This window comes from Curtobacterium sp. MCPF17_011 (assembly GCF_003234145.1).
Taxonomy (GTDB): Bacteria; Actinomycetota; Actinomycetes; order Actinomycetales; family Microbacteriaceae; genus Curtobacterium.
Genome location: NZ_QKSK01000002.1, coordinates 49,519 through 69,154 on the forward strand (window position 1 = coordinate 49,519; position 19,636 = coordinate 69,154).

Consider the following 19,636-nt stretch of genomic DNA (forward strand, 5'->3'; position numbering starts at 1 on the left):
GCCTCATCGTATTTCCGCTGGCTATGACCGTCCGGAGGGAACGGCAGGAGTCGGGAACCGGTGCAGCATCCACTGCCAGATCCGGAGCATCCGCGGGTCGCCGTGCTCGTCGAGCGGGGTCGAGTCCTTGATGATCCGCGAGTGCGCCCAGCGCGGGTCGCCCACCGGCAGGTCGGTGAGGATCGCGTGCGGGTCGGCGGCGGGCGGCGGTGGCGCGGTGTCGGTCCGCCACGGGCCGTCGGTACCGGCCGGCCCCTCGGTCCCACGAGCGCCGTCGAGTCCCATCGCCGACCACGACCCGGTGATGCGCGGGCCGAACTCGTCGCGGACGTCGTCGAGCGCGTACATCCGGCTCGCCGGGGTCTGACCGGGGTGGTCCATCCACGCTGCGTGCACCGGGCCGACGGACTCCACCGGCGACGAGAACATCAGTGCACCGAGCACCGGCCGGATGTGGGCGATGTACGCGGCCTCGCCCCCGCCCTGTGAATGCCCGGCGACGACGATGTCCTGCCACCGGATGTCCTCGTCGGCCTGGACGAACCGCCCCCATCCCCCGGCGGGGTCGACGTCGTCGAGGTGTGCGACGGCGTCCCGGAACCGCGACACGATCGAGCCCGCCGGGCTGACGTCGCTGAACGTCGAACCGCGGGTGCCGTCGAACCGGTTCCGCTGCACCTGCCCGTAGCACCGCGCGTCGGCCTCGCACGTGCCGGACAGGGTCCTGCCGAGGTTCCAGTAGTCGAGCCCGAGCACGTGGTACCCGTCGTCCAGCGCCGTCGTGAGGAACCGCTGGTAGTCGGCCGGCTTCGCGCGGGTGGCCGGCAGGAAGAGCAGCAGCGGACCGTTCGGCGAGGTCCGGGCCGCGAAGTCGTCGCGGTTCGGGGCCAGGCGCTCCCCGTCGATCGCGCCGAGCCGGAAGCGGTGGAAGTCGCCGTGCGGTGCCTCGCCCGGCTCGAGCGTCCGGTGCGGTTGTCCGGGACGACCGCCCTCCGCCACACGCTGACCACCGAGGACGTTCGCCCCGACCAGCGCGGCGAGCCCCATGGCGACGAGGACGAGGACCGCCACGACGAGCAGCCGGTGGTGCGTCCTCATCGGACGAGGCGCGCCCATACCTCGTCGGCCGACCGGATCGTCTGCTCGAGCGTGCCGGTGGCGTCGACCACATGGTCGGCCAGGGCGAGTCGGTCCGCGTCGGAGGCCTGTGCCGCCACTCGGCGTTCCGCGTCGTCGCGGCGCATCCCCCGGTGCTCGACGAGGCGCCCGATCCGCACTGCGGCAGGGGCGTCCACGACCACGACGGCGTCGAACCGCAGCGGCCGCGTCCCCTGTGCCTCGGCGAGGAGCGGCACGTCGTAGACGACGACGGCATCCGGGTCGGCTGCCTCGGCAGCGTCGAAGCGCTGCTGCGCCAGCCGCCAGACCTCCGGGTGGGTGATGGCCTCCAGGGCCTTGCGCGCCTCCGGGTCGGCGAACACGACGGCACCGAGCGCGGGACGGTCGAGGCTGCCGTCGGGGGCGATCACCGCGTCGCCGAAGCGTTCCCGCACCGCCTGCAACCCCGGGCTGCCGGGTGCCACGGCGTCCCGTGCGAGCCGGTCGGCGTCGACCACGACCGCGCCGTGATCCGCGAACCGCCGGGAGACCGTCGACTTGCCCGCGGCGATGCCGCCCGTGAGTCCGATGATGCGCACGGGGACAGCGTCGCACGGCCTGCTCCACGAATGCTCCCAGCGACGCACGCCGAGCGCTCCGGCACGACGCCGAAGAGCCCGGCCCCGGCCGTCCCGGGGGGACGATCAGGACCGGGCTCCCGGTCGATGCGACGGATGATCAGCTCACCCGGTCACACCCGTTCAGCTGTTGCTGAGCTTCTCGCGCAGCGCGGCGAGGGACGCGTCGTCGGCGAGGGTGCCGGCTCCGGTCGTCTCGCTCGTGAACGTCGAAGCGGCGGCCGGGAGGTCGAAGCCACCCTGCGCCTCCTCGGTGAGGGACTTGGCGACCTGGGCCTTGTGGGCCTCCCAACGCGCCTGGGCGGCCGCGTACTGGCCCTCCCACTCGGTGCGCTGGGTGTCGTAGCCCTCGAGCCACTCGTTGGTCTCCGGGTCGAAGCCCTCGGGGTACTTGTAGTCACCCTTGTCGTCGTACTCGGTCGGCATGCCGTAGAGCGCCGGGTCGAACTCGGTGCTCTCCGGGTCGACGCCCTCGTTGGCCTGCTTGAGGCTGAGCGAGATGCGGCGACGGTCGAGGTCGATGTCGATGATCTTGACGAACACCTCGTCGCCCACGGACACGACCTGCTCGGCGAGCTCGACGTGCTTGTTCGAGAGCTCCGAGATGTGCACCAGGCCCTCGATGCCGTCCGCGACGCGGACGAAGGCACCGAACGGCACGAGCTTCGTGACCTTGCCCGGTGCGATCTGACCGATCGCGTGGGTGCGGGCGAAGACCTGCCACGGGTCTTCCTGCGTGGCCTTGAGCGAGAGCGACACGCGCTCGCGGTCCAGGTCCACCTCGAGGATCTCGACGGTGACTTCCTGACCGACCTCGACGACCTCGCTGGCGTGCTCGATGTGCTTCCAGCTGAGCTCGGAGACGTGGACGAGACCGTCGACACCACCGAGGTCGACGAACGCACCGAAGTTGACGATCGACGAGACGACGCCCTTGCGGACCTGGCCCTTGTGGAGGTTGTTCAGGAAGGTGGTGCGCGACTCGGACTGCGTCTGCTCGAGCAGGGCGCGACGCGAGAGGACCACGTTGTTGCGGTTCTTGTCGAGTTCGAGGATCTTCGCCTCGAGCTCCTGACCGAGGTACGGCGTCAGGTCGCGGACACGGCGGAGCTCGATGAGCGATGCCGGGAGGAAGCCGCGGAGGCCGATGTCGACGATCAGACCGCCCTTGACGACCTCGATGACCGTGCCGGTCACGACGCCGTCGGACTCCTTGATCTTCTCGACGTCGCCCCATGCACGCTCGTACTGTGCACGCTTCTTCGACAGGATCAGGCGGCCTTCCTTGTCCTCCTTCTGGAGGACCAGGGCCTCGACCTCGTCACCGACGTTGACGACCTCGTTGGGGTCGACGTCGTGCTTGATCGAGAGCTCGCGCGAGGGGATGACACCCTCGGTCTTGTAACCGACGTCGAGGAGGACCTCGTCGCGGTCGATCTTCACGACGGTGCCGGAGATGAGGTCTCCGTCGTTGAAGAACTTCAGGGTCTTCTCGACCTCGGCCAGGAAGTCATCAGCCGAGCCGATGTCGTTGATGGCGACCTGCTTGGGAGCCTTGGTCGTGGTGGTTGTCATGTAGAGATTGCTCCGAACGGACATGAGTCGGGCCGTGGCGGCGAGGGAGCGACCCCCGGTCCGCGTGCCGGTCGAGCGACCGGTGCGAGCCACCATGGCGATGAGTGTTGTTGGCGCGGATTGCGCCGCACAAGTCTATCCAGCAGGCGGGACGCCCACAACCGGGCGTGTCCGCTCAGCCGACCAGCGCACTCCGCAGGGTGTCGAGGCCGACGCCGCCGAGCGCGAGGGCGCGGTGGTGGAAGGCCTTGAGGTCGAACGACGAACCCTCACGGGCCGCCACGTCGTCGCGGATCGACTCCCAGACGCGCTGCCCGACCTTGTACGACGGCGCCTGTCCCGGCCACCCGAAGTACCGCGCCACCTCGAACTGCACGAACGCCGGGTCCATGTTGACGTTCCGCCCCATGAAGTCGAGGGCGTACTCCCACGTCCAGCCGCCGCCGTCCGGGTTGGTCTTCTGCAGGTGCACGCCGATGTCGAGCACCACGCGGGCGGCCCGCATCCGCTGCCCGTCGAGCATGCCCAGGCGGTCGCCGTCGTCGTCCAGGAACCCGAGCTGCTCCATGAGCCGCTCGGCGTACAGCGCCCAGCCCTCGACGTGGCCGGACGGCCCGGCGAGCTGCCGACGCCAGGTGTTGAGCTCGCCGCGGTTGTAGACCGCCTGGCTGATCTGCAGGTGGTGGCCCGGGACACCCTCGTGGTAGACGGTGGTCTTCTCACGCCAGGTGCCGAACTCGGTGACACCCTGCGGGACGGACCACCACATGCGGCCGGCACGCGAGAAGTCGTCGGACGGTCCGGTGTAGTAGATCCCGCCCTCCTGCGTCGGGGCGATCCGGCACTCCAGGCGCTTGATCGGGTCCGCGATGTCGAAGTAGCGACCGTCCATCGCCCGGATCGACTCGTCGCTGGTCTCCTGCATCCAGGCCCGGAGCGCATCGGTGCCGTGCAGCACCCGCGCCGGGTCAGCGTCCAGGACCTCGATCGCGCGGGCGACACTCGCACCGGACTCGATGCGGTCGGCGATGCGCTCCTGTTCGTCGCGCATCCGGGCGAGCTCCTCGATGCCCCACTCGTACGTCTCGTCGAGGTCGACGACGGCGCCGAGGAACCGGCGGGAGTGCAGCGTGTAGTCGTCCCGGCCGACGGCGTCCACCGGGGTCGAGAGCGGCAGCACGTCGTGCTCCAGGAACGCACCGAAGGACCGGTAGGCGGCCGCGGCGACCTCGGCTCCCCGGGTCAACTCGGCGCGCAACCGGTCGGGGACGGGAGCGCCGCCCTCGAGCACGGCACCGTCGGCGAGCTGCCGGAAGAACCCGTCGGGCGCGCCGTTGCGGGCGGCCTGCTCCGCGATGAGCTCGACCTGGCGCTTCGCCGCGGTGACGCCCTCGCGCGTGCCCTCCAGCAGGGTCTCGCGGTAGCCCTCCAGCGCGTCGGGCAGCGACTGCAGGCGGCCGGCGACGTCCTGCCAGTCCTCCGCCGTCGCGGTCGGCATCAGGTCGAAGACGTCACGGAGCGACTGCGCCGGGCTCTGGATGACGTTGAGGTCGCGCAGGTGCAGCTTCCGCTCGTACGACTCGACGGTCAGGTCGAGCTCGGCACCGAGGTCGGTCTTCGTCACACGGTCGACGTCGTCGCGAGCGTCGGCGGCATCGAGCGCGCGGCGTGCCGTGCGAGCGGCGTCGGCGAGGGCCGCAGCACCGGCCGGCGAGGTGTCGCCGTACCCGTCGGTGCGACCCGGCACACCGATGTACGTGGCGACGGTCGGGTCGAGGTCCACGAGCGTGGTGACCCACTGCTCGGCGACCTGGTCGACGGCGGACGGCTGACGGACGGGACGGTCATCGCTCATGTCCCAGACACTACCCACCAGCCCGACCCTACCCACCAGCACGGAGTGAGCGGCGGGACGGACGGGAGGCGCGCCTCCCGTCCGTCCCGCCGCTCACCCGGGTGCGATCGCGCTCAGTGCGCCGCCGCCTCCCAGTTCGTGCCGAGCCCGACCGACACGTCGAGCGGGACGGTCAGTTCGGCTGCGCCGCCCATGCGGGTGCGGAGGATCTCCTCGACCCGGTCCTGCTCCCCCGGCGCGATCTCGAGGATCAGTTCGTCGTGCACCTGCAGCAGCAGTCTCGAACCGAGGCCACCGTCGCGCAGGTCCGCGTCGACACCGAGCATCGCGATCTTCATGATGTCCGCCGCGGACCCCTGGATCGGAGCGTTCAGCGCCGCGCGCTCGGCGTTCTCGCGGAGCACCCGGTTCGGGCTCTTCAGGTCCGGGAACGGACGGCGGCGACCGAAGATCGTCTCGGTGTAGCCGTCTTCGCGGGCCTGCTCCACGACGTTCCGGAGGTAGTCGCGCACCGCGCCGAAGCGGGCGAAGTACTCCGTCATCAGCGTGCGGGCTTCACTCTGCTCGATGCGGAGCTGCTTCGACAGGCCGAAGGCGCTGAGGCCGTACGCCAGGCCGTAGGACATCGCCTTGACCTTCGTGCGCATCTCCGGGCTGACGTCGGACGGCTCCACGCCGAAGACCCGGGCGCCGACGAAGCGGTGCAGGTCCTCGCCCTCGTTGAACGCCTGGATGAGCCCCGCGTCTCCCGACAGGTGGGCCATGATCCGCATCTCGATCTGCGAGTAGTCCGCGGTGAGGAGCGTCGTGTACGGCTCGGCGACCGCGAAGGCCGACCGGATCCGGCGACCGACGGCGGTCTTCACCGGGATGTTCTGCAGGTTCGGGTCTGTGGAGGACACACGCCCGGTGCTCGTGCCGGTCTGCTCGTACCGGGTGTGGATGCGGCCGTCGACCACGGCGGCGTCGAGGGTGTCGACGATCTGGCGGAGCTTCGTCGCGTCGCGGTGCTGCAGCAGCAGGCCGAGGAACGGGTGCGGGTGCTGCTCCTGCAGGTCGGTGAGGCTCGCGGCGTCGGTGGAGAAGCCGGTCTTGGTCTTGCGGGTCTTCGGCATCGCGAGCTCGGTGAACAGGACCTCCTGCAGCTGCTTCGGCGACCCGAGGTTGACCTCGTGCCCGATCTCGGCGAAGGCCTGCTGGGCGAGGTCCGCGGCGCGCTCCCCGAGCTCGTGCGAGAGCCCGGTGAGCACCGGGCGGTCGATGCCGACACCGGTGGTCTCCATGCGCGCGAGCACGGACGTCAGCGGCAGCTCGATGTCGTCGAGCACCGTGAGCGAACTCGGGTCGACGCGGGCGCGGAGGGCCGTGGTGACACGGAGCACGTACCAGGCGTGCACCCCGACGTTGACCGGCTCGGTCTCGGGGACGAGCTGGTTCGGGTCGGCGGTCGGCAGCTCCTCGCCGAGTTCCTGGTACACGAGGTCCGCGAGGGGCTGCCCCTGCTTGCCCGGGTTCGCGAGCCAGCCGGTGATGCGGGCGTCCCCTGCGACGCCCGCGACCGTGAACCCCGCGGTGCCGAGCGCCTTGATCGCGGCCTTCGCGTCGTGGAAGTGCTTCGGGGCGTCCGAGGCGAACCACGTGGCCAGCTGCTCGTAGTCCAGGGCGCCGCTGCCACCCGGCACGAGGACGGCGTCGTCGTGCGTGGCGATGCCGATCGCGCTCAGGCGGCCGTCGATGACCTCGACCGCGACGCCGTACCCGTTCTCCGCGTCGGCGGCGTTCTTCCGCTCGAGCCAGTAGCCGAGTTCCTCGTCGATCAGGGTCTTGACCGGCGGCGGTGTCGGGCCGGCGTCCTCGACGCTGCCGTCGGTCGTCGACGGTTCGGTCGGTTCGCCGCTGCCGACGACCTTGAACACCCGGTCGAGCAGGGTCCGGAACTGCAGCGTGGCGAAGAGCTCGCGCACCGCGGCTTCGTCGAGCGGGCGGAGGGCGACGTCCGCCGGGCCGACCGGCAGTTCGACGTCGGTGACGAGGCGGTTCAACCGGCGGTTCCGGATCGCCCGGTCACGCTGCTCGCGGAGGTTGTTCCCGACCACCCCCTTGATCTCGTCGGCGTGTTCGAGCACCCCGTCGAGCGAGCCGTACTGCGTGACCCACTTCACCGCGGTCTTCTCGCCGACCTTGTCGATGCCGATCAGGTTGTCGCTGGTCTCCCCCACCAGGGCCGCGATGTCCGGGTACTGGTGCGGCTCGATGCCGTACCGCTCGTACACCTTGTCGCGGTCGTAGCGCGTGAGTTCGGACACGCCGCGGACCGACGGGTACAGCAGTGTGACGTCGTCGTTCACGAGCTGGATCGAGTCGCGGTCGCCGGACACCACGTAGACCTGGAATCCCTGGTCAGCACCCTGCTTCGCGAGCGTGGCGAGGATGTCGTCCGCCTCGAAGTCCTCCTTCGTGACGGTCGTGATGCCCATCGCCTCGAGCGCCTGCTGCAGGAGCGGGATCTGGCCCTTGAACTCGGCCGGGGTCTCCGACCGGGTGCCCTTGTACTCGGCGTACTCGCGCGTGCGGAACGAGAACCGGGAGATGTCGAACGCCACCGCCAGGTGCGTCGGCTTCTCACGCTGCAGCAGCATGAGCAGCATCGAGATGAACCCGTGGATGGCGTTCGTGTGCTGCCCCTCGCGGTTCACGAAGCTGTCGACCGGCAGGGCGTAGAAGGCCCGGAAGGCGAGCGAGTGGCCGTCGATGACCATGAGGGTAGGCTTTGCGGAGTCCGACACCCGGACAGCCTACCGACGGCCCCCGACAGGGTGCGGCCGCGGTCCGGGCGGAACGACCACGCGGAAGGCCGACGCGACGTGACCGACGAACAGACCGTCCGGGGATCCGACGAGGGCGTCGCGGAGTACCTCGCGCGCGGCGTCGGGCAGCTCGCCGAGAAGATGGGCATGGAGTTCACCGAGCTCTCCGCCGAGCATTCGGTCGCCAGCATCCCCGTCGAGGGCAACCGGCAACCCGCGGGCCTGCTGCACGGTGGTGCCTACGTCGTCCTGGCCGAGAGCCTCGGGTCGATGGCAGCGAACATCCACGCCGGTCCCGGTCGCTACGCGGTCGGCATCGAGCTCAGCGCGTCGCACACGCGGAGCGCGACGAGCGGCCGGGTCACCGGCACGTGTACCGCGATCCACCTCGGCGGCACGCTCACCACGCACGAGATCGTCCTGACCGACGACGAGGGCCGACGCTGCTCGACCGTGCGCATCACGAACATCATCCGCGACGCCCGCTGACGCTCGACCGGGCCTCGGGTGCTGCGCCTCGGGCTCCGGGGCTGGTCCGCCGAGTCTCAGGCCTCCGGCGGTCGCTGCAGCAGCAGCGGGGTGTCCCCGAACCCGAGCCGCCGGTAGAGTGTCTCGCCGTCGACGCTCGAGTGCACCGACGTCCGCTCCACCCCGGCGTCGTCCGCGAGCTCCAGCAGTGCCGTGACCAGTCGTCTCGCGACACCCCGGCCGCGCAGGACCGGGTGCACGTAGACGGTCTGCACGTCACCGGTCACCCGACGCTCCGGTCGGTCCGGCGTCGGCGGTCGCTCCGTCAGGGCCAGCCAGCCCATCCCGAGCACGACGCCGTCCCGCTCCGCGACGACGCACCGGTGGCTGTCCGGGTGCGCGGCCGCGAAGGCCGTCGTCGCGTCGCGGTACCGCTCGGCCGACACCGCGGGCGTCGCACAACCCTCGTCGACGCTCCACCGCCAGCGCAGGTCGGCCACCGTCGGCAGGTCGGCCGGTCGGGAGGCCCGGATCACCACGTCGTCCATGCCCTCACCCTGCCACGTGGCACGGCGGAACCGGCATGTCCGCGCCGACGCCTACTTCTTCGCGCTGAGCTGCTCGATGATCGCCTTGGCGACGTCGTGCATGGTCAGCCGGCGGTCCATCGACGCCTTCTGGATCCAACGGAACGCCTCGGGCTCGGTCAGGCCCATCTTCTCGTTGAGCAGGCCCTTGGCCCGGTCCACGAGCTTGCGGGTCTCGAAGCGCTCGACGAGGTCCGCGACCTCTGCCTCGAGCGTGATGATCTGCTGGTAACGCGAGAGGGCGATCTCGATCGCGGGGAGCAGGTCGTTCGGGGTGAAGGGCTTCACGACGTACGCCAGCGCGCCGGCTTCGGTCGCTCGCTCGACGAGCTCCTTCTGGCTGAACGCCGTGAGGAGGACGACCGGAGCGATGTGGTTCTTCGACAGCCGCTCAGCTGCGGAGATGCCGTCGAGCTGCGGCATCTTGACGTCCATGATGACGAGGTCGGGGCGCAGGTCGGTCGCGAGCTGCACCGCGGTCTCGCCGTCGCCGGCTTCACCGACCACGTCGAACCCGTTGTCGCGCAGGATCTCGACGATGTCGAGGCGGATGAGCGACTCGTCCTCGGCGACGACGACGCGACGGGGTGCGGCTGCGGTTGCTTCTGTGTCACTCACGACGGAGAGCCTACTAGACGCTCGATCCGACCGCGGCAACCCGCCCGACAGAGCTCCGGTACTCGGAGCTCCGGTACTTGTACGAGTGGCGGGACTCGAACCCGCACGCCAGAGGCAGAGCATTTTGAGTGCCCCGTGTCTACCATTCCACCACACTCGCGAGCCGTGCCAGCGTAGCAGTCGCGCCCGCCGACGCAGGTTCCGGCCAGGCCCCGGCTCACCGCGACGCGGGTGGCCCGGTCACGGTACGGTCGGAGGTCCGGCTGACCTGTCAGGGAGGAGCACCGTGGACTCTCGTGCCGTCCGCACGTTCCGCGCGTTCGTCGTCGTCACCGCGGTCGTCGCGATGATCGCCGGCGTCGTCGCCGTCGTCTGGCCGCGACCGACGCTCGTGCTCGTCGCGCTGCTGTTCGGGGTCTACCTGGTCGTCGCGGGGGCGATGCGGGTGTTCGCCGCGGCGCGCGGGTACGGCACGCCGGCCGTGTGGCGCTGGACCTCGGGCGTGGTCGGCACCCTCGTCGGCATCGCCGGGCTCGTCACGCTCCTCGACCCCGCGGTGCCGCTCGTCGTGTACGCGGTCCTGGCCGGGGTCGGCTTCCTGGTCGAGGGCGTCGCGGCGCTCGTCGGGGCCCTCGTCGGGCACCCCGGCTCCTCGCGGGCGCCGACCGTCGTGAGCGGTGTGCTCTCGGTGCTCTGCGGTGCCGCCGTGTTGCTCGCACCCACGACAGCACTCGAGGTGTTCACGGTCCTGGCCGGCATCGCGCTCGTCGGGGTCGGCAGCGCGGCGCTGCTCCTCCTGCCGGCCCGCGCGGCCGCCCGCCGTTGACCGGCCGCTGACGGCCGCTGACGGCCGCTGACGGCCGCTGACGGCCGCTAGCCGCTGCTCGTCCCGAACAGCAGACCGAGCAGGTACGTCACGGCGGCGGCGCCGAAGCCGATGCCGAGCTGCCGCAGGGCGCGCCGCAGTGGCGAAGCACCACTCAGCACACCCACCACCGCGCCGGTGCCGAGCAGGGCGAGGCCGACCAGGGCTGCCGCCAGGCCGATTGCGGGCCAGCCCTCGAGCCCGAACAGGTAGGGCAGCACCGGGATCACCGCACCCGACGCGAAGAAGCAGAAGCTCGAGAGCGCCGCGCTCGTCCCGGTGCCGATCGCCTCGTGGTCGTCCCCGTCTTCGGTGACGCTCGGTCGGGGCAGGGCCGACCGCGACCGGACGACGGGCACGCCGCCCGTGGTCGGGGCGACGAGCAGCGAGGCGATGACCTCGTCGGCGTGCGCGGCGGCCTCGTCCTCGCTCATCCCCCGCGCCCGGTACACCAGCGCCAGTTCGTTCACGTCGACGTCCAGGTCCGCGACCGCGTGCTGCGCCTCCGGGTGCGGTGCCGAGGCTTCGAGCAGCTCCCGCTGCGACCGCACCGACACGTACTCCCCCGCGCCCATCGACAGCGCCCCGGCGAGCAGGCCGGCGATGCCGCTGAGCAGGACGAAGTGCCGGTCCGCTCCGGAGGCACTGATGCCGATGATGAGCGCCAGGTTCGACACGAGGCCGTCGTTCGCCCCGAAGACCGCGGCGCGGAACGTCCCCGACAGACGCATCCGGCCACGGTTCGCGAGCCCCCGCACCACTTCGCCGTGGATCCGCTCGTCGGCGGCCATCGTCGCGGTGGCGTCGGCGTCGTCCGCGTACGGCGAGCGGTCCTCGGCCCGCTGCATGAGTGCGAGGACGAACACCGACCCGAACCGCTTCGCCAGGGCGGCGAGGACACGGGTCCGCAGGCTGCCTGCGAGCGGACGGCCGACGTCGTCGCCGAGCAGGTCGCGCCAGTGCTGTTCGTGTCGGCCCTCGGCCTCGGCGAGGGCTGTCAGGATCTCGCGCTCCTCGCCGATCCGCCGCGTGGCCAGGTTCCGGTAGACGGCCGCCTCGGCACGCTCGTCCGCCAGGTAGCGGCGCCACCGCTGCACGTCGGGGCGGGAGCGCGTCGGGCCGTCGGACGGTGCGCTGTCCGACGGTGGGCGGTCGGACTGGAGGCTCGGGTCACCCATGCGACGCTCCTCGCGTTCTCGGTCGGTCGGGACGGGACCACGCTACCGACGCGGCCGGCGTCGAGGACGCACCACGGGCCTCCCGGCCACCTGACCAGCCGAGCGGCACACGACGCGAGGCCGCCACCCGGTCCGGGTGACGGCCTCTCGTCGGATCGGTCCGGGTTCAGTCGCGGACGTACGCCGGCGCGGCCTCGGCGTGCGCGTCTCCGACGCGGTGCACCCGGAGGTCGTTCGTCGAGCCCTCGAGTCCGGGAGGGGAACCCGCCGTGACGATGACACGGTCGCCGGGGATGGCGAGACCGTTGCCGATGAGGACGTCGTCGACCTGCGAGAAGAGCTCGTCGGTGTGCGTCTTCCGGTCGACGAGGAAGGAGCGCACGCCCCAGGTCAGCGCCAGGCGGCGACGGGTCGCCTCGTTCGGCGTGAACGCGATGATCGGCAGGCCGTGGCGGAGGCGCGACATGCGACGCGCGGAGTCACCCGACTCGGTGAACACGCAGAGGTACGACGCCTCGGTGAACTCGGCGATCTCGACGGCCGCGAGGGTGATCGCACCACCGAGGGTGCGCGGCTTGGTCCCGAGGGGCGCGATGCGCTCCAGGCCGTGGTCCTCGGTCGACTCGACGATGCGGGCCATCGTGCGGACCGTCTCGACCGGGTACTCGCCGACACTGGTCTCGCCGGAGAGCATGACCGCGTCGGCACCGTCGAGGACGGCGTTCGCGACGTCGGAGGTCTCGGCGCGGGTCGGGATCGGGGACGAGATCATCGACTCGAGCATCTGCGTCGCGACGATGACCGGCTTCGCCATCCGGCGGGACAGCTCGACCGCGCGCTTCTGCACGATCGGGACCGCCTCGAGCGGCAGCTCGACGCCGAGGTCACCCCGGGCGACCATGATGCTGTCGAAGGCGTCGATGATCTCCTCGAGCGCGTCGACGGCCTGGGGCTTCTCGACCTTCGCGATCACGGGGAGACGCTTGCCCTCTTCGTCCATGATCTCGTGGGCGCGCACGACGTCCGAGGCGTTCCGGACGAACGAGAGCGCGATGAGGTCGGCGCCCTGGCGGATGCCCCAGCGCAGGTCGGCCTCGTCCTTCTCGCTCAGTGCGGGGACGTTCACCGCCACCCCGGGCAGGTTGATGCCCTTGTTGTTCGAGACGGTGCCGCCGACGACGACCTCGGTACGGACGCGCACGCCGTCGGTGTCGAGGACGCGCAGGCGGACCCGACCGTCGTCGATGAGCAGCGGGTCGCCGGGCTTGACGTCCTGCGGCAGGCCCTTGAAGGTCGTGCCACAAACGTCCTTCGTGCCGGGGACGTCCTCGGTCGTGATGGTGAACTCGTCGCCGACGGCCAGCTCGTGCGGGCCGTCCGCGAACTTCGCGAGACGGATCTTCGGACCCTGCAGGTCGACGAGGATCGCGACCGGCTTGCCGAGCTCCTCGGCGGCACGACGGACGTTCTCGTAGTTGGCCTCGTGCACGCTGTAGTCACCGTGGCTGAGGTTCAGGCGGGCCACGTCGACCCCGGCCTGGATGATCTGCTTGACGACCTCGTAGTCGGCGGTTGCAGGTCCGAGCGTCGAAACGATCTTTGCGCGTCTCAATGGATTCCTTCGTGTGGTGGTGTGGCTTCGGGAACGACGAGAGGCCACCAGCACCCTATCGAGTGCGGGTGGCCTCTCGTCTACGGGGAGGGGACCATCAGACCGAGATCGCCCGGTCCGTCGCTTTGACCGGGGACGGCAGGATCGTCGAACCCTCGAGGTACTCGTCGACCTTCGCGGCAGCGGCGCGGCCCTCGGCGATCGCCCAGACGATCAGGGACTGACCGCGACCGGCGTCACCGGCGACGAACACCCCCGGCTCGTTGGTCGTGTAGTCGGCCTGACGGGCGACCACGCCGGAGACGCTCGTCGGCAGGCCCAGCTGCGGCTCGATCGTGTCGGTCTCGGGACCGGTGAAGCCCAGCGCGATGAGCACCAGGTCCGCCGGGATCTCCCGCTCGGTACCGGCCTTGGGGACGCGACGTCCGTCGAGGTACTCGGTCTCGGCCACGCGGAGTGCGCGGACCTCGCCGGCCTCGTTCGGCAGGAACTCCACCGTCGAGGCGAGGAACTGTCGCTCCCCGCCCTCCTCGTGCGCGCTCGTGACCTCGAACACGGTCGCGAACATCGGCCAGGGCTGCTCCGACGGACGCTCCAGCGGCGGCTGCTTGCCGATCGCCAGGTTCGTGACACTGAGCGCTCCCTGCCGGTGTGCGGTGCCGATGCAGTCCGCGCCGGTGTCACCGCCACCGATCACGACGACGTGCTTGCCCTCGGCCGTGATCTGGTTGTCGACGACCGTGCCGGCGTTGGCCCGGTTCTGCTGGACGAGGTAGTCCATGGCGAAGTGCACGCCGGAGAGGTCGCGTCCCGGGATCGGCAGGTCACGCGGCACGGTGGCGCCGGTCGCGACGACGACCGCGTCGTAGCGGGACTTCAGGTCGTCCCACGTGATGTCCCGGCCGATCTCGACACCGGCGCGGAAGCGCGTGCCCTCGGCCTGCATCTGGGCGAGGCGGGCGTCGATCTGCCGCTTCTCCATCTTGAAGTCGGGGATCCCGTAGCGGAGGAGACCACCGATGCGGTCGTCACGCTCGTAGACGGCGACGGTGTGGCCGGCACGGGTCAGCTGCTGCGCGGCGGCGAGGCCGGCAGGGCCGGACCCGACGACCGCGACGGTCTTGCCCGTCAGGCGCTCCGGCGGGTGCGGGGTGACCCACCCCTTCTGGTACGCCTCGTCGATGATCGAGACCTCGACCTGCTTGATCGTCACCGGCGGTTGGTTGATCCCCAGCACGCAGGACGACTCGCACGGGGCCGGGCAGAGCCGACCGGTGAACTCGGGGAAGTTGTTCGTCGCGTGGAGCCGCTCGATGGCCTGACGGCCCTCGCCGCGCCACATGAGGTCGTTCCACTCCGGGATCAGGTTGCCGAGCGGGCAGCCCTGGTGACAGAACGGCACGCCGCAGTCCATGCAGCGGCCAGCCTGTCGCTTCAGCGCGCCGGACTCCTGCTGCTCGTAGACCTCTTTCCAGTCCATCAGCCGGACGGGCACGGGGCGGCGGGGCGGCAGTTCACGTTCCTGGACCTTCAGGAACCCCTTGGGGTCAGCCACGGGTCACCTCCTGGGTGAGGGTGCGGGTCGAGCGGGTGCGGGTCGAGCGGATGGCGGGGTCGCCGATGTGGATGTCGTCAGCCACCGGTGACCTCCAGGATGCGGTTCCAGACGACGGTGCCGTCCGGGTCGAGGCCCTCGTCGACGGCCTGACGACGCGTCTCGAGCACGGCCGCGTAGTCACGCGGCAGCACCTTGACGAACTCGGAGAGGTCGCCGGAGTCGAGCAGCCCCGCAGCGATCGTCGAACCGGTCTCGTCGGCGTGCCGTCGGAGCAGGTCGGTGACGATCTCGACGTCGGCGCTGTCGAGCGGCTCCAGCCGGAGCTCCCCCGAGGCCAGCGCGTCGGTGTTGACGAGTTCGCGACGGAGGCCGCGGACGTACGCCGTGCCTCCGGACATGCCGGCACCGAGGTTCCGGCCGGTCTCGCCGAGGATGAGCGCGAGGCCGCCGGTCATGTACTCGAGCGCGTGGTCGCCCACACCCTCGACCACCGCGGTCGCACCCGAGTTGCGGACCAGGAAGCGCTCGCCCACGATGCCGCGGATGAACATGCTGCCCTGGGTCGCGCCGTAGCCGATGACGTTGCCGGCGATGACGTTCTCCGCCGGGTCGAACCCGGCGTCCTCGGCCGGACGGACGACGATCTCGCCGCCGGACAGCCCCTTGCCGACGTAGTCGTTGCTGTCGCCGACCAGGCGGAGCGTGATGCCGGCCGGCATGAACGCGCCGAGCGACTGTCCGGCCGACCCGCGGAGGGTGATGTCGATCGAGCCGGTCGGCAGCCCGTTCTCGCCGTGGCGCAGCGTGACCTCGTGGCCGAGCATCGTGCCGACCGCGCGCTCCGTGTTGCGGATCGGCAGGTCGAGCGACAGCGTGCCGCCGTGCTCGAGCACGTCGGACGCCTCGGCGATGAGCCGGACGTCGAAGTGCTGCTCGAGTTCGTGGTCCTGGGCGCGGCGACGGCTGCGCGGCTCGTCGGGGGCGAACTCCGGTCCCTTGAGCACGGGCCCGAGGTCGAGACCCGACGCCTTCCAGTGCTCGACCGCACGGTCCACGTCGAGGGCGTCGGCGTGACCGATCGCCTCGTCGAGGCTCCGGAACCCGAGCTCGGCGAGGAGCTCGCGGACCTCCTGTGCGACGAACTCGAAGAAGTTCACGACGAACTCCGGCTTGCCGGAGAAGCGCTTGCGGAGCTCCGGGTTCTGCGTGGCGACGCCCACCGGGCAGGTGTCGAGGTGGCAGACGCGCATCAGGATGCATCCCTCGACGACCAACGGAGCGGTCGCGAAGCCGTACTCCTCGGCGCCGAGCAGTGCGGCCACGACGACGTCGCGCCCGGTCTTCATCTGCCCGTCGACCTGCACCGTGACGCGGTCGCGCATGCCGTTGAGCATGAGCGTCTGCTGCGTCTCGGCGAGACCGATCTCCCACGGGGTGCCGGCGTGCTTCAGTGAGTTCAGCGGGCTGGCGCCGGTGCCGCCGTCGTGGCCCGAGACGAGCACGACGTCGGCCAGGGCCTTCGTCACGCCGGCCGCGACCGCACCGATGCCGGACTGGCTGACGAGCTTGACGTGCACGCGCGCCGAGGGGTTGGCCCGCTTCACGTCGAAGATCAGCTGCTTGAGGTCCTCGATCGAGTAGATGTCGTGGTGCGGCGGCGGCGAGATGAGGCCGACACCGGCGGTCGCGTGCCGGGTCCGGGCGACCCACGGGTACACCTTCTGCGGGGGCAGCTGGCCGCCCTCGCCGGGCTTGGCACCCTGCGCCATCTTCAGCTGGATGTCGGTGGCGTGCGTGAGGTACATGCTCGTCACGCCGAACCGGCCGGAGGCGACCTGCTTGATCGCGCTGCGGCGCTCCGGGTCGAGCAGGCGCTCGACGTCCTCGCCGCCCTCTCCGGTGTTCGACCGTGCGCCGAGACGGTTCATCGCGATCGCGAGCGTCTCGTGCGCCTCCTGCGAGATCGACCCGTAGGACATCGCACCGGTGTTGAACCGTTTGACGATCTCGGCGATCGGCTCGACCTCGTCGAGGGGCACCGGGGTGCGGTCGCCCGTGGTGAAGCCGAACAGGCCGCGCAGCGTCATCAGCTGTTCGGACTGGTCGTCGACCGCCTTCGAGTACTCGCGGAACACGTCGTACCGGCGGGCACGGGTCGCGTGCTGCAGGCGGAAGACGGTGTCCGGGTTGAACAGGTGCGGCGGTCCTTCGCGGCGCCACTGGTACTCGCCGCCGGTCTGCAGGCGCTCGTGTGAGAGCACCGCACCGTCCTGCGGGTACGCCTGCGCGTGCCGCTCGGCGTTCTCCGCCGCGATCACGTCGACATCGACACCGCCGAGGATCGACGAGGTCCCGGTGAAGTACCGGTCGACGAACTCCTGGCTGAGGCCGACCGCCTCGAACGCCTGGGCACCGGCGTAGCTGGACACCGTCGAGATGCCCATCTTCGACATGATCTTCAGGACGCCCTTGCCCAGCGCCTTGATGACGTTCTTGACGGCCTGCTCCGGCGTGAGACCGGTGATCATTCCCGACCGTACGAGGTTCTCGCAGGTCTCCATGGCGAGGTACGGGTTGATCGCCGAGGCGCCGTACCCGATCAGGGTCGCCACGTGGTGCACCTCGCGCACGTCGCCGGCCTCGACGATCAGGCCGACCTTCATGCGCTGCTCGGTGCGGATCAGGTGGTGGTGCACCGCGGCGAGCAGCAGGAGGCTCGGGATCGGCGCACTCTCGGCGTTGCCGTCGCGGTCCGAGAGCACGATGAACTGCTTGCCCGACTCGATGGCCGCGTCGACCTCGTCACAGACGGCCTGGAGGCGCTGCTCCATCGCCGTCTCGCCGGCGTCGACCCGGTAGAGCCCGCGGATCGTCACGGTGAGGTGCCGGCCCGAGGCCGTCTCGAAGTGCTGGATCTTCGCCAACTCGTCGTTGTCGATCACCGGGAAGTCGAGCACGATCTGCTTCGCGTGCTCGGGCCCGGCGCTCAGCAGGTTGCGCTCGGGACCGAGCCCGAGGCCCATCGACGTGATGACCTGCTCACGGATCGAGTCGAGCGGCGGGTTCGTGACCTGTGCGAACTGCTGCGTGAAGTAGTCGAAGAGCAGGCGCGGACGCTGCGACAGCACTGCGATCGGTGTGTCGGAGCCCATCGCGCCGAGCGGCTCCGCCCCGGTCTGCGCCATCGGACGCAGCAGGATGCGGACCTCTTCCTCGGTGTAGCCGAAGGCACGCTGACGACGGGTCACCGACGCCGGGGTGTGCACGATGTGCTCGCGGTCCGGCAGGTCGTTGAGGTTGATGCGCCCGGACTCGAGCCACTCGGCCCAGGGGCCGGACGTCGCCAGGTCGTGCTTGACCTCGTCGTCCTCGATGATGCGGCCGTTCTCGGTGTCGACCAGGAACATCCGGCCCGGACGCAGACGGCCCTTCCGGACGACCTTCGAGGCGGGCACGTCGATGACGCCCGTCTCGCTGCCCATCACGATGAGGCCGTCGTCGGTGACCAGGAACCGTCCCGGACGCAGGCCGTTGCGGTCGAGCGTGGCGCCGACGAGCGTGCCGTCGGTGAAGGTGATCGCCGCCGGGCCGTCCCACGGCTCCATGAGCATCGAGTGGTACTCGTAGAACGCCCGGAGCTCGGGGTCCATGTCGGTCTGGTTCTCCCAGGCCTCCGGCACCATCATCGACATCGCGTGCGGCAGGGACCGGCCGGTCAGCGTGAGGAGTTCGAGGACCTCGTCGAACGAGGCCGAGTCACTCGCCCCCGGGCTGACGATCGGCAGCAGCGGGCCCATGTCGCCGAGCAGTTCGCTCTCGAGTTGCGACTGGCGGGCGCGCATCCAGTTGCGGTTGCCGCGCACGGTGTTGATCTCGCCGTTGTGCGCGAGCGAACGGAACGGCTGGGCGAGCGGCCACGACGGGAAGGTGTTCGTGGAGTACCGCGAGTGCACGATCGCCAGACGGGACGCGAAGCGCTCGTCGCTGAGGTCGGGGTAGAACGGCTCGAGCTGGAGCGTCGTGACCATGCCCTTGTAGACCATGGTGCGGCTCGACAGCGACATGAAGTAGAGCTCGCTGCCCTGCTCCGCACGCTTGCGCAGGCGGAACGCCTGGCGGTCGAGTTCGATGCCGGAGCGCAGTGCACCCTGCTCGTCGTGGTGGGTGGACGCGACGAAGACCTGCTCGAAGGCGGGCATGGCGGCGCGGGCGAGGGTGCCGAGCACCTCGGGACGGACCGGCACCTCGCGCCAGCCGAGGACGCGGAGCCCCTCGGCAGTGGCGAGCTGCTCGACCGTGGCCTTCACGTCGGCACGGGCGTCGGCGTCGAGCGGCAGGTAGGCCGTGCCGACGGCGTACTGACCGGTGTCCGGCAGGTCGAAGTCGACGACGTCGCGGAGGAAGGCGTCGGGAACCTGGCAGAGGATGCCCGCGCCGTCACCGGTACCGGCGTCCGAGCCGACGGCACCGCGGTGCTCGAGGTTGCGGAGCGCACCGAGGGCGGCGTCGACGATGTCGTGCCCGGCCGTCCCGCGGAGCGTCGCGACCATGGCCAGGCCACAGGCGTCCTTCTCGTTCGCCGGGTCGTACATGCCGGCGGCATCGGGGATCGCGGAGAACCGTCGGTGCGGCGAGCGGAGCCCGGTCCGTGACGACGGGTCGTTCGCGCCGTTCGGGACTGCAGAGGGCTGGGGTGGCAGGAGCGCCATGGGGAACCGTCCTCACGAGGAAGTGGAACAGGGACAGCGATGGCCCGGTGGTGCGTTCCGCCCGAGCG

Annotated in this window: 13 protein-coding genes and 1 tRNA gene; 2 read left to right on the top strand and 12 right to left on the bottom strand. The window is 70.6% G+C overall.

Annotation, left to right across the window (positions count from 1 at the left end):
* Positions 1-21: 21 nt before the first annotated feature.
* From DEJ25_RS16560 to polA, 5 genes are all read right to left on the bottom strand, one after another.
* Positions 22-1,098 carry a hypothetical protein gene (locus tag DEJ25_RS16560; RefSeq protein WP_181421447.1) on the bottom strand — a complete coding sequence of 359 codons (1,077 nt, stop codon included), beginning with the start codon at positions 1,096-1,098 and terminating at the stop codon, positions 22-24.
* Complete coding sequence (gene coaE / locus DEJ25_RS03100; RefSeq protein ID WP_110902216.1) at positions 1,095-1,697, bottom strand: dephospho-CoA kinase; 603 nt, start codon at positions 1,695-1,697, stop codon at positions 1,095-1,097. Before coaE ends, DEJ25_RS16560 begins: the two co-directional genes overlap by 4 nt.
* A gap of 162 nt (positions 1,698-1,859) precedes the next feature.
* On the bottom strand, positions 1,860-3,311 hold the full coding sequence (rpsA, locus tag DEJ25_RS03105; RefSeq protein WP_110902487.1) for a 30S ribosomal protein S1: 1,452 nt from the start codon (positions 3,309-3,311) through the stop codon (positions 1,860-1,862).
* A gap of 175 nt (positions 3,312-3,486) precedes the next feature.
* The gene (locus DEJ25_RS03110; RefSeq protein WP_110902215.1) at positions 3,487-5,166 is read right to left on the bottom strand and encodes a DUF885 domain-containing protein; all 1,680 of its coding nucleotides are present in this window, start codon (positions 5,164-5,166) and stop codon (positions 3,487-3,489) included.
* A gap of 113 nt (positions 5,167-5,279) precedes the next feature.
* Positions 5,280-7,952, bottom strand: a complete 2,673-nt coding sequence (polA, locus tag DEJ25_RS03115; protein WP_111043746.1) for a DNA polymerase I — start codon at positions 7,950-7,952, stop codon at positions 5,280-5,282.
* Between the two features lie 162 nt (positions 7,953-8,114).
* On the opposite strand from polA, the gene DEJ25_RS03120 reads away from it, so the two are divergent.
* Positions 8,115-8,462, top strand: coding sequence for a PaaI family thioesterase (locus DEJ25_RS03120; RefSeq protein ID WP_111043890.1), 348 nt, complete (start codon positions 8,115-8,117; stop codon positions 8,460-8,462).
* 56 nt (positions 8,463-8,518) lie between these two features.
* Here the strand turns inward: DEJ25_RS03120 and DEJ25_RS03125 are convergent, their stop codons facing one another.
* The 3 genes from DEJ25_RS03125 to DEJ25_RS03135 all read right to left on the bottom strand — a co-directional run bounded on the left by DEJ25_RS03125 (position 8,519) and on the right by DEJ25_RS03135 (position 9,806).
* On the bottom strand, positions 8,519-8,989 hold the full coding sequence (locus DEJ25_RS03125) for a GNAT family N-acetyltransferase (protein ID WP_111043747.1): 471 nt from the start codon (positions 8,987-8,989) through the stop codon (positions 8,519-8,521).
* Positions 8,990-9,040: 51 nt separating this feature from the next.
* The gene (locus DEJ25_RS03130; RefSeq protein ID WP_110902212.1) at positions 9,041-9,646 is read right to left on the bottom strand and encodes an ANTAR domain-containing response regulator; all 606 of its coding nucleotides are present in this window, start codon (positions 9,644-9,646) and stop codon (positions 9,041-9,043) included.
* Between the two features lie 80 nt (positions 9,647-9,726).
* A tRNA-Leu gene (locus DEJ25_RS03135) sits at positions 9,727-9,806 on the bottom strand.
* Positions 9,807-9,932: 126 nt separating this feature from the next.
* Here DEJ25_RS03135 and DEJ25_RS03140 point away from each other — a divergent pair.
* Complete coding sequence (locus DEJ25_RS03140) at positions 9,933-10,472, top strand: HdeD family acid-resistance protein (protein ID WP_110902211.1); 540 nt, start codon at positions 9,933-9,935, stop codon at positions 10,470-10,472.
* Positions 10,473-10,519: 47 nt separating this feature from the next.
* Here DEJ25_RS03140 and DEJ25_RS03145 read toward each other — a convergent pair whose 3' ends face one another.
* The 4 genes from DEJ25_RS03145 to gltB form a co-directional block, all read right to left on the bottom strand.
* Positions 10,520-11,689, bottom strand: coding sequence for a VIT1/CCC1 transporter family protein (locus DEJ25_RS03145; RefSeq protein ID WP_110902210.1), 1,170 nt, complete (start codon positions 11,687-11,689; stop codon positions 10,520-10,522).
* Between the two features lie 166 nt (positions 11,690-11,855).
* The gene (gene pyk, locus DEJ25_RS03150; RefSeq protein WP_110902209.1) at positions 11,856-13,301 is read right to left on the bottom strand and encodes a pyruvate kinase; all 1,446 of its coding nucleotides are present in this window, start codon (positions 13,299-13,301) and stop codon (positions 11,856-11,858) included.
* Between the two features lie 97 nt (positions 13,302-13,398).
* The gene (locus DEJ25_RS03155; RefSeq protein WP_110902208.1) at positions 13,399-14,856 is read right to left on the bottom strand and encodes a glutamate synthase subunit beta; all 1,458 of its coding nucleotides are present in this window, start codon (positions 14,854-14,856) and stop codon (positions 13,399-13,401) included.
* A gap of 77 nt (positions 14,857-14,933) precedes the next feature.
* Positions 14,934-19,451 (bottom strand): glutamate synthase large subunit, encoded by a 4,518-nt coding sequence (gene gltB, locus DEJ25_RS03160; RefSeq protein ID WP_110902485.1) that lies wholly within the window; start codon positions 19,449-19,451, stop codon positions 14,934-14,936.
* Between the last annotated feature and the right edge of the window lie 185 nt (positions 19,452-19,636).

Excerpts from the sequence above, each read along its gene's own strand:
- rpsA (WP_110902487.1), bottom strand. The coding sequence starts at position 3,311 with ATGACAACCACCACGACCAAGGCTCCCAAGCAGGTCGCCATCAACGAC.
- DEJ25_RS16560 (WP_181421447.1), bottom strand. The coding sequence starts at position 1,098 with ATGAGGACGCACCACCGGCTGCTCGTCGTGGCGGTCCTCGTCCTCGTC.
- DEJ25_RS03125 (WP_111043747.1), bottom strand. The coding sequence starts at position 8,989 with ATGGACGACGTGGTGATCCGGGCCTCCCGACCGGCCGACCTGCCGACG.
- DEJ25_RS03145 (WP_110902210.1), bottom strand. The coding sequence starts at position 11,689 with ATGGGTGACCCGAGCCTCCAGTCCGACCGCCCACCGTCGGACAGCGCA.
- gltB (WP_110902485.1), bottom strand. The coding sequence starts at position 19,451 with ATGTACGACCCGGCGAACGAGAAGGACGCCTGTGGCCTGGCCATGGTC.
- DEJ25_RS03120 (WP_111043890.1), top strand. The coding sequence starts at position 8,115 with ATGGGCATGGAGTTCACCGAGCTCTCCGCCGAGCATTCGGTCGCCAGC.
- DEJ25_RS03110 (WP_110902215.1), bottom strand. The coding sequence starts at position 5,166 with ATGAGCGATGACCGTCCCGTCCGTCAGCCGTCCGCCGTCGACCAGGTC.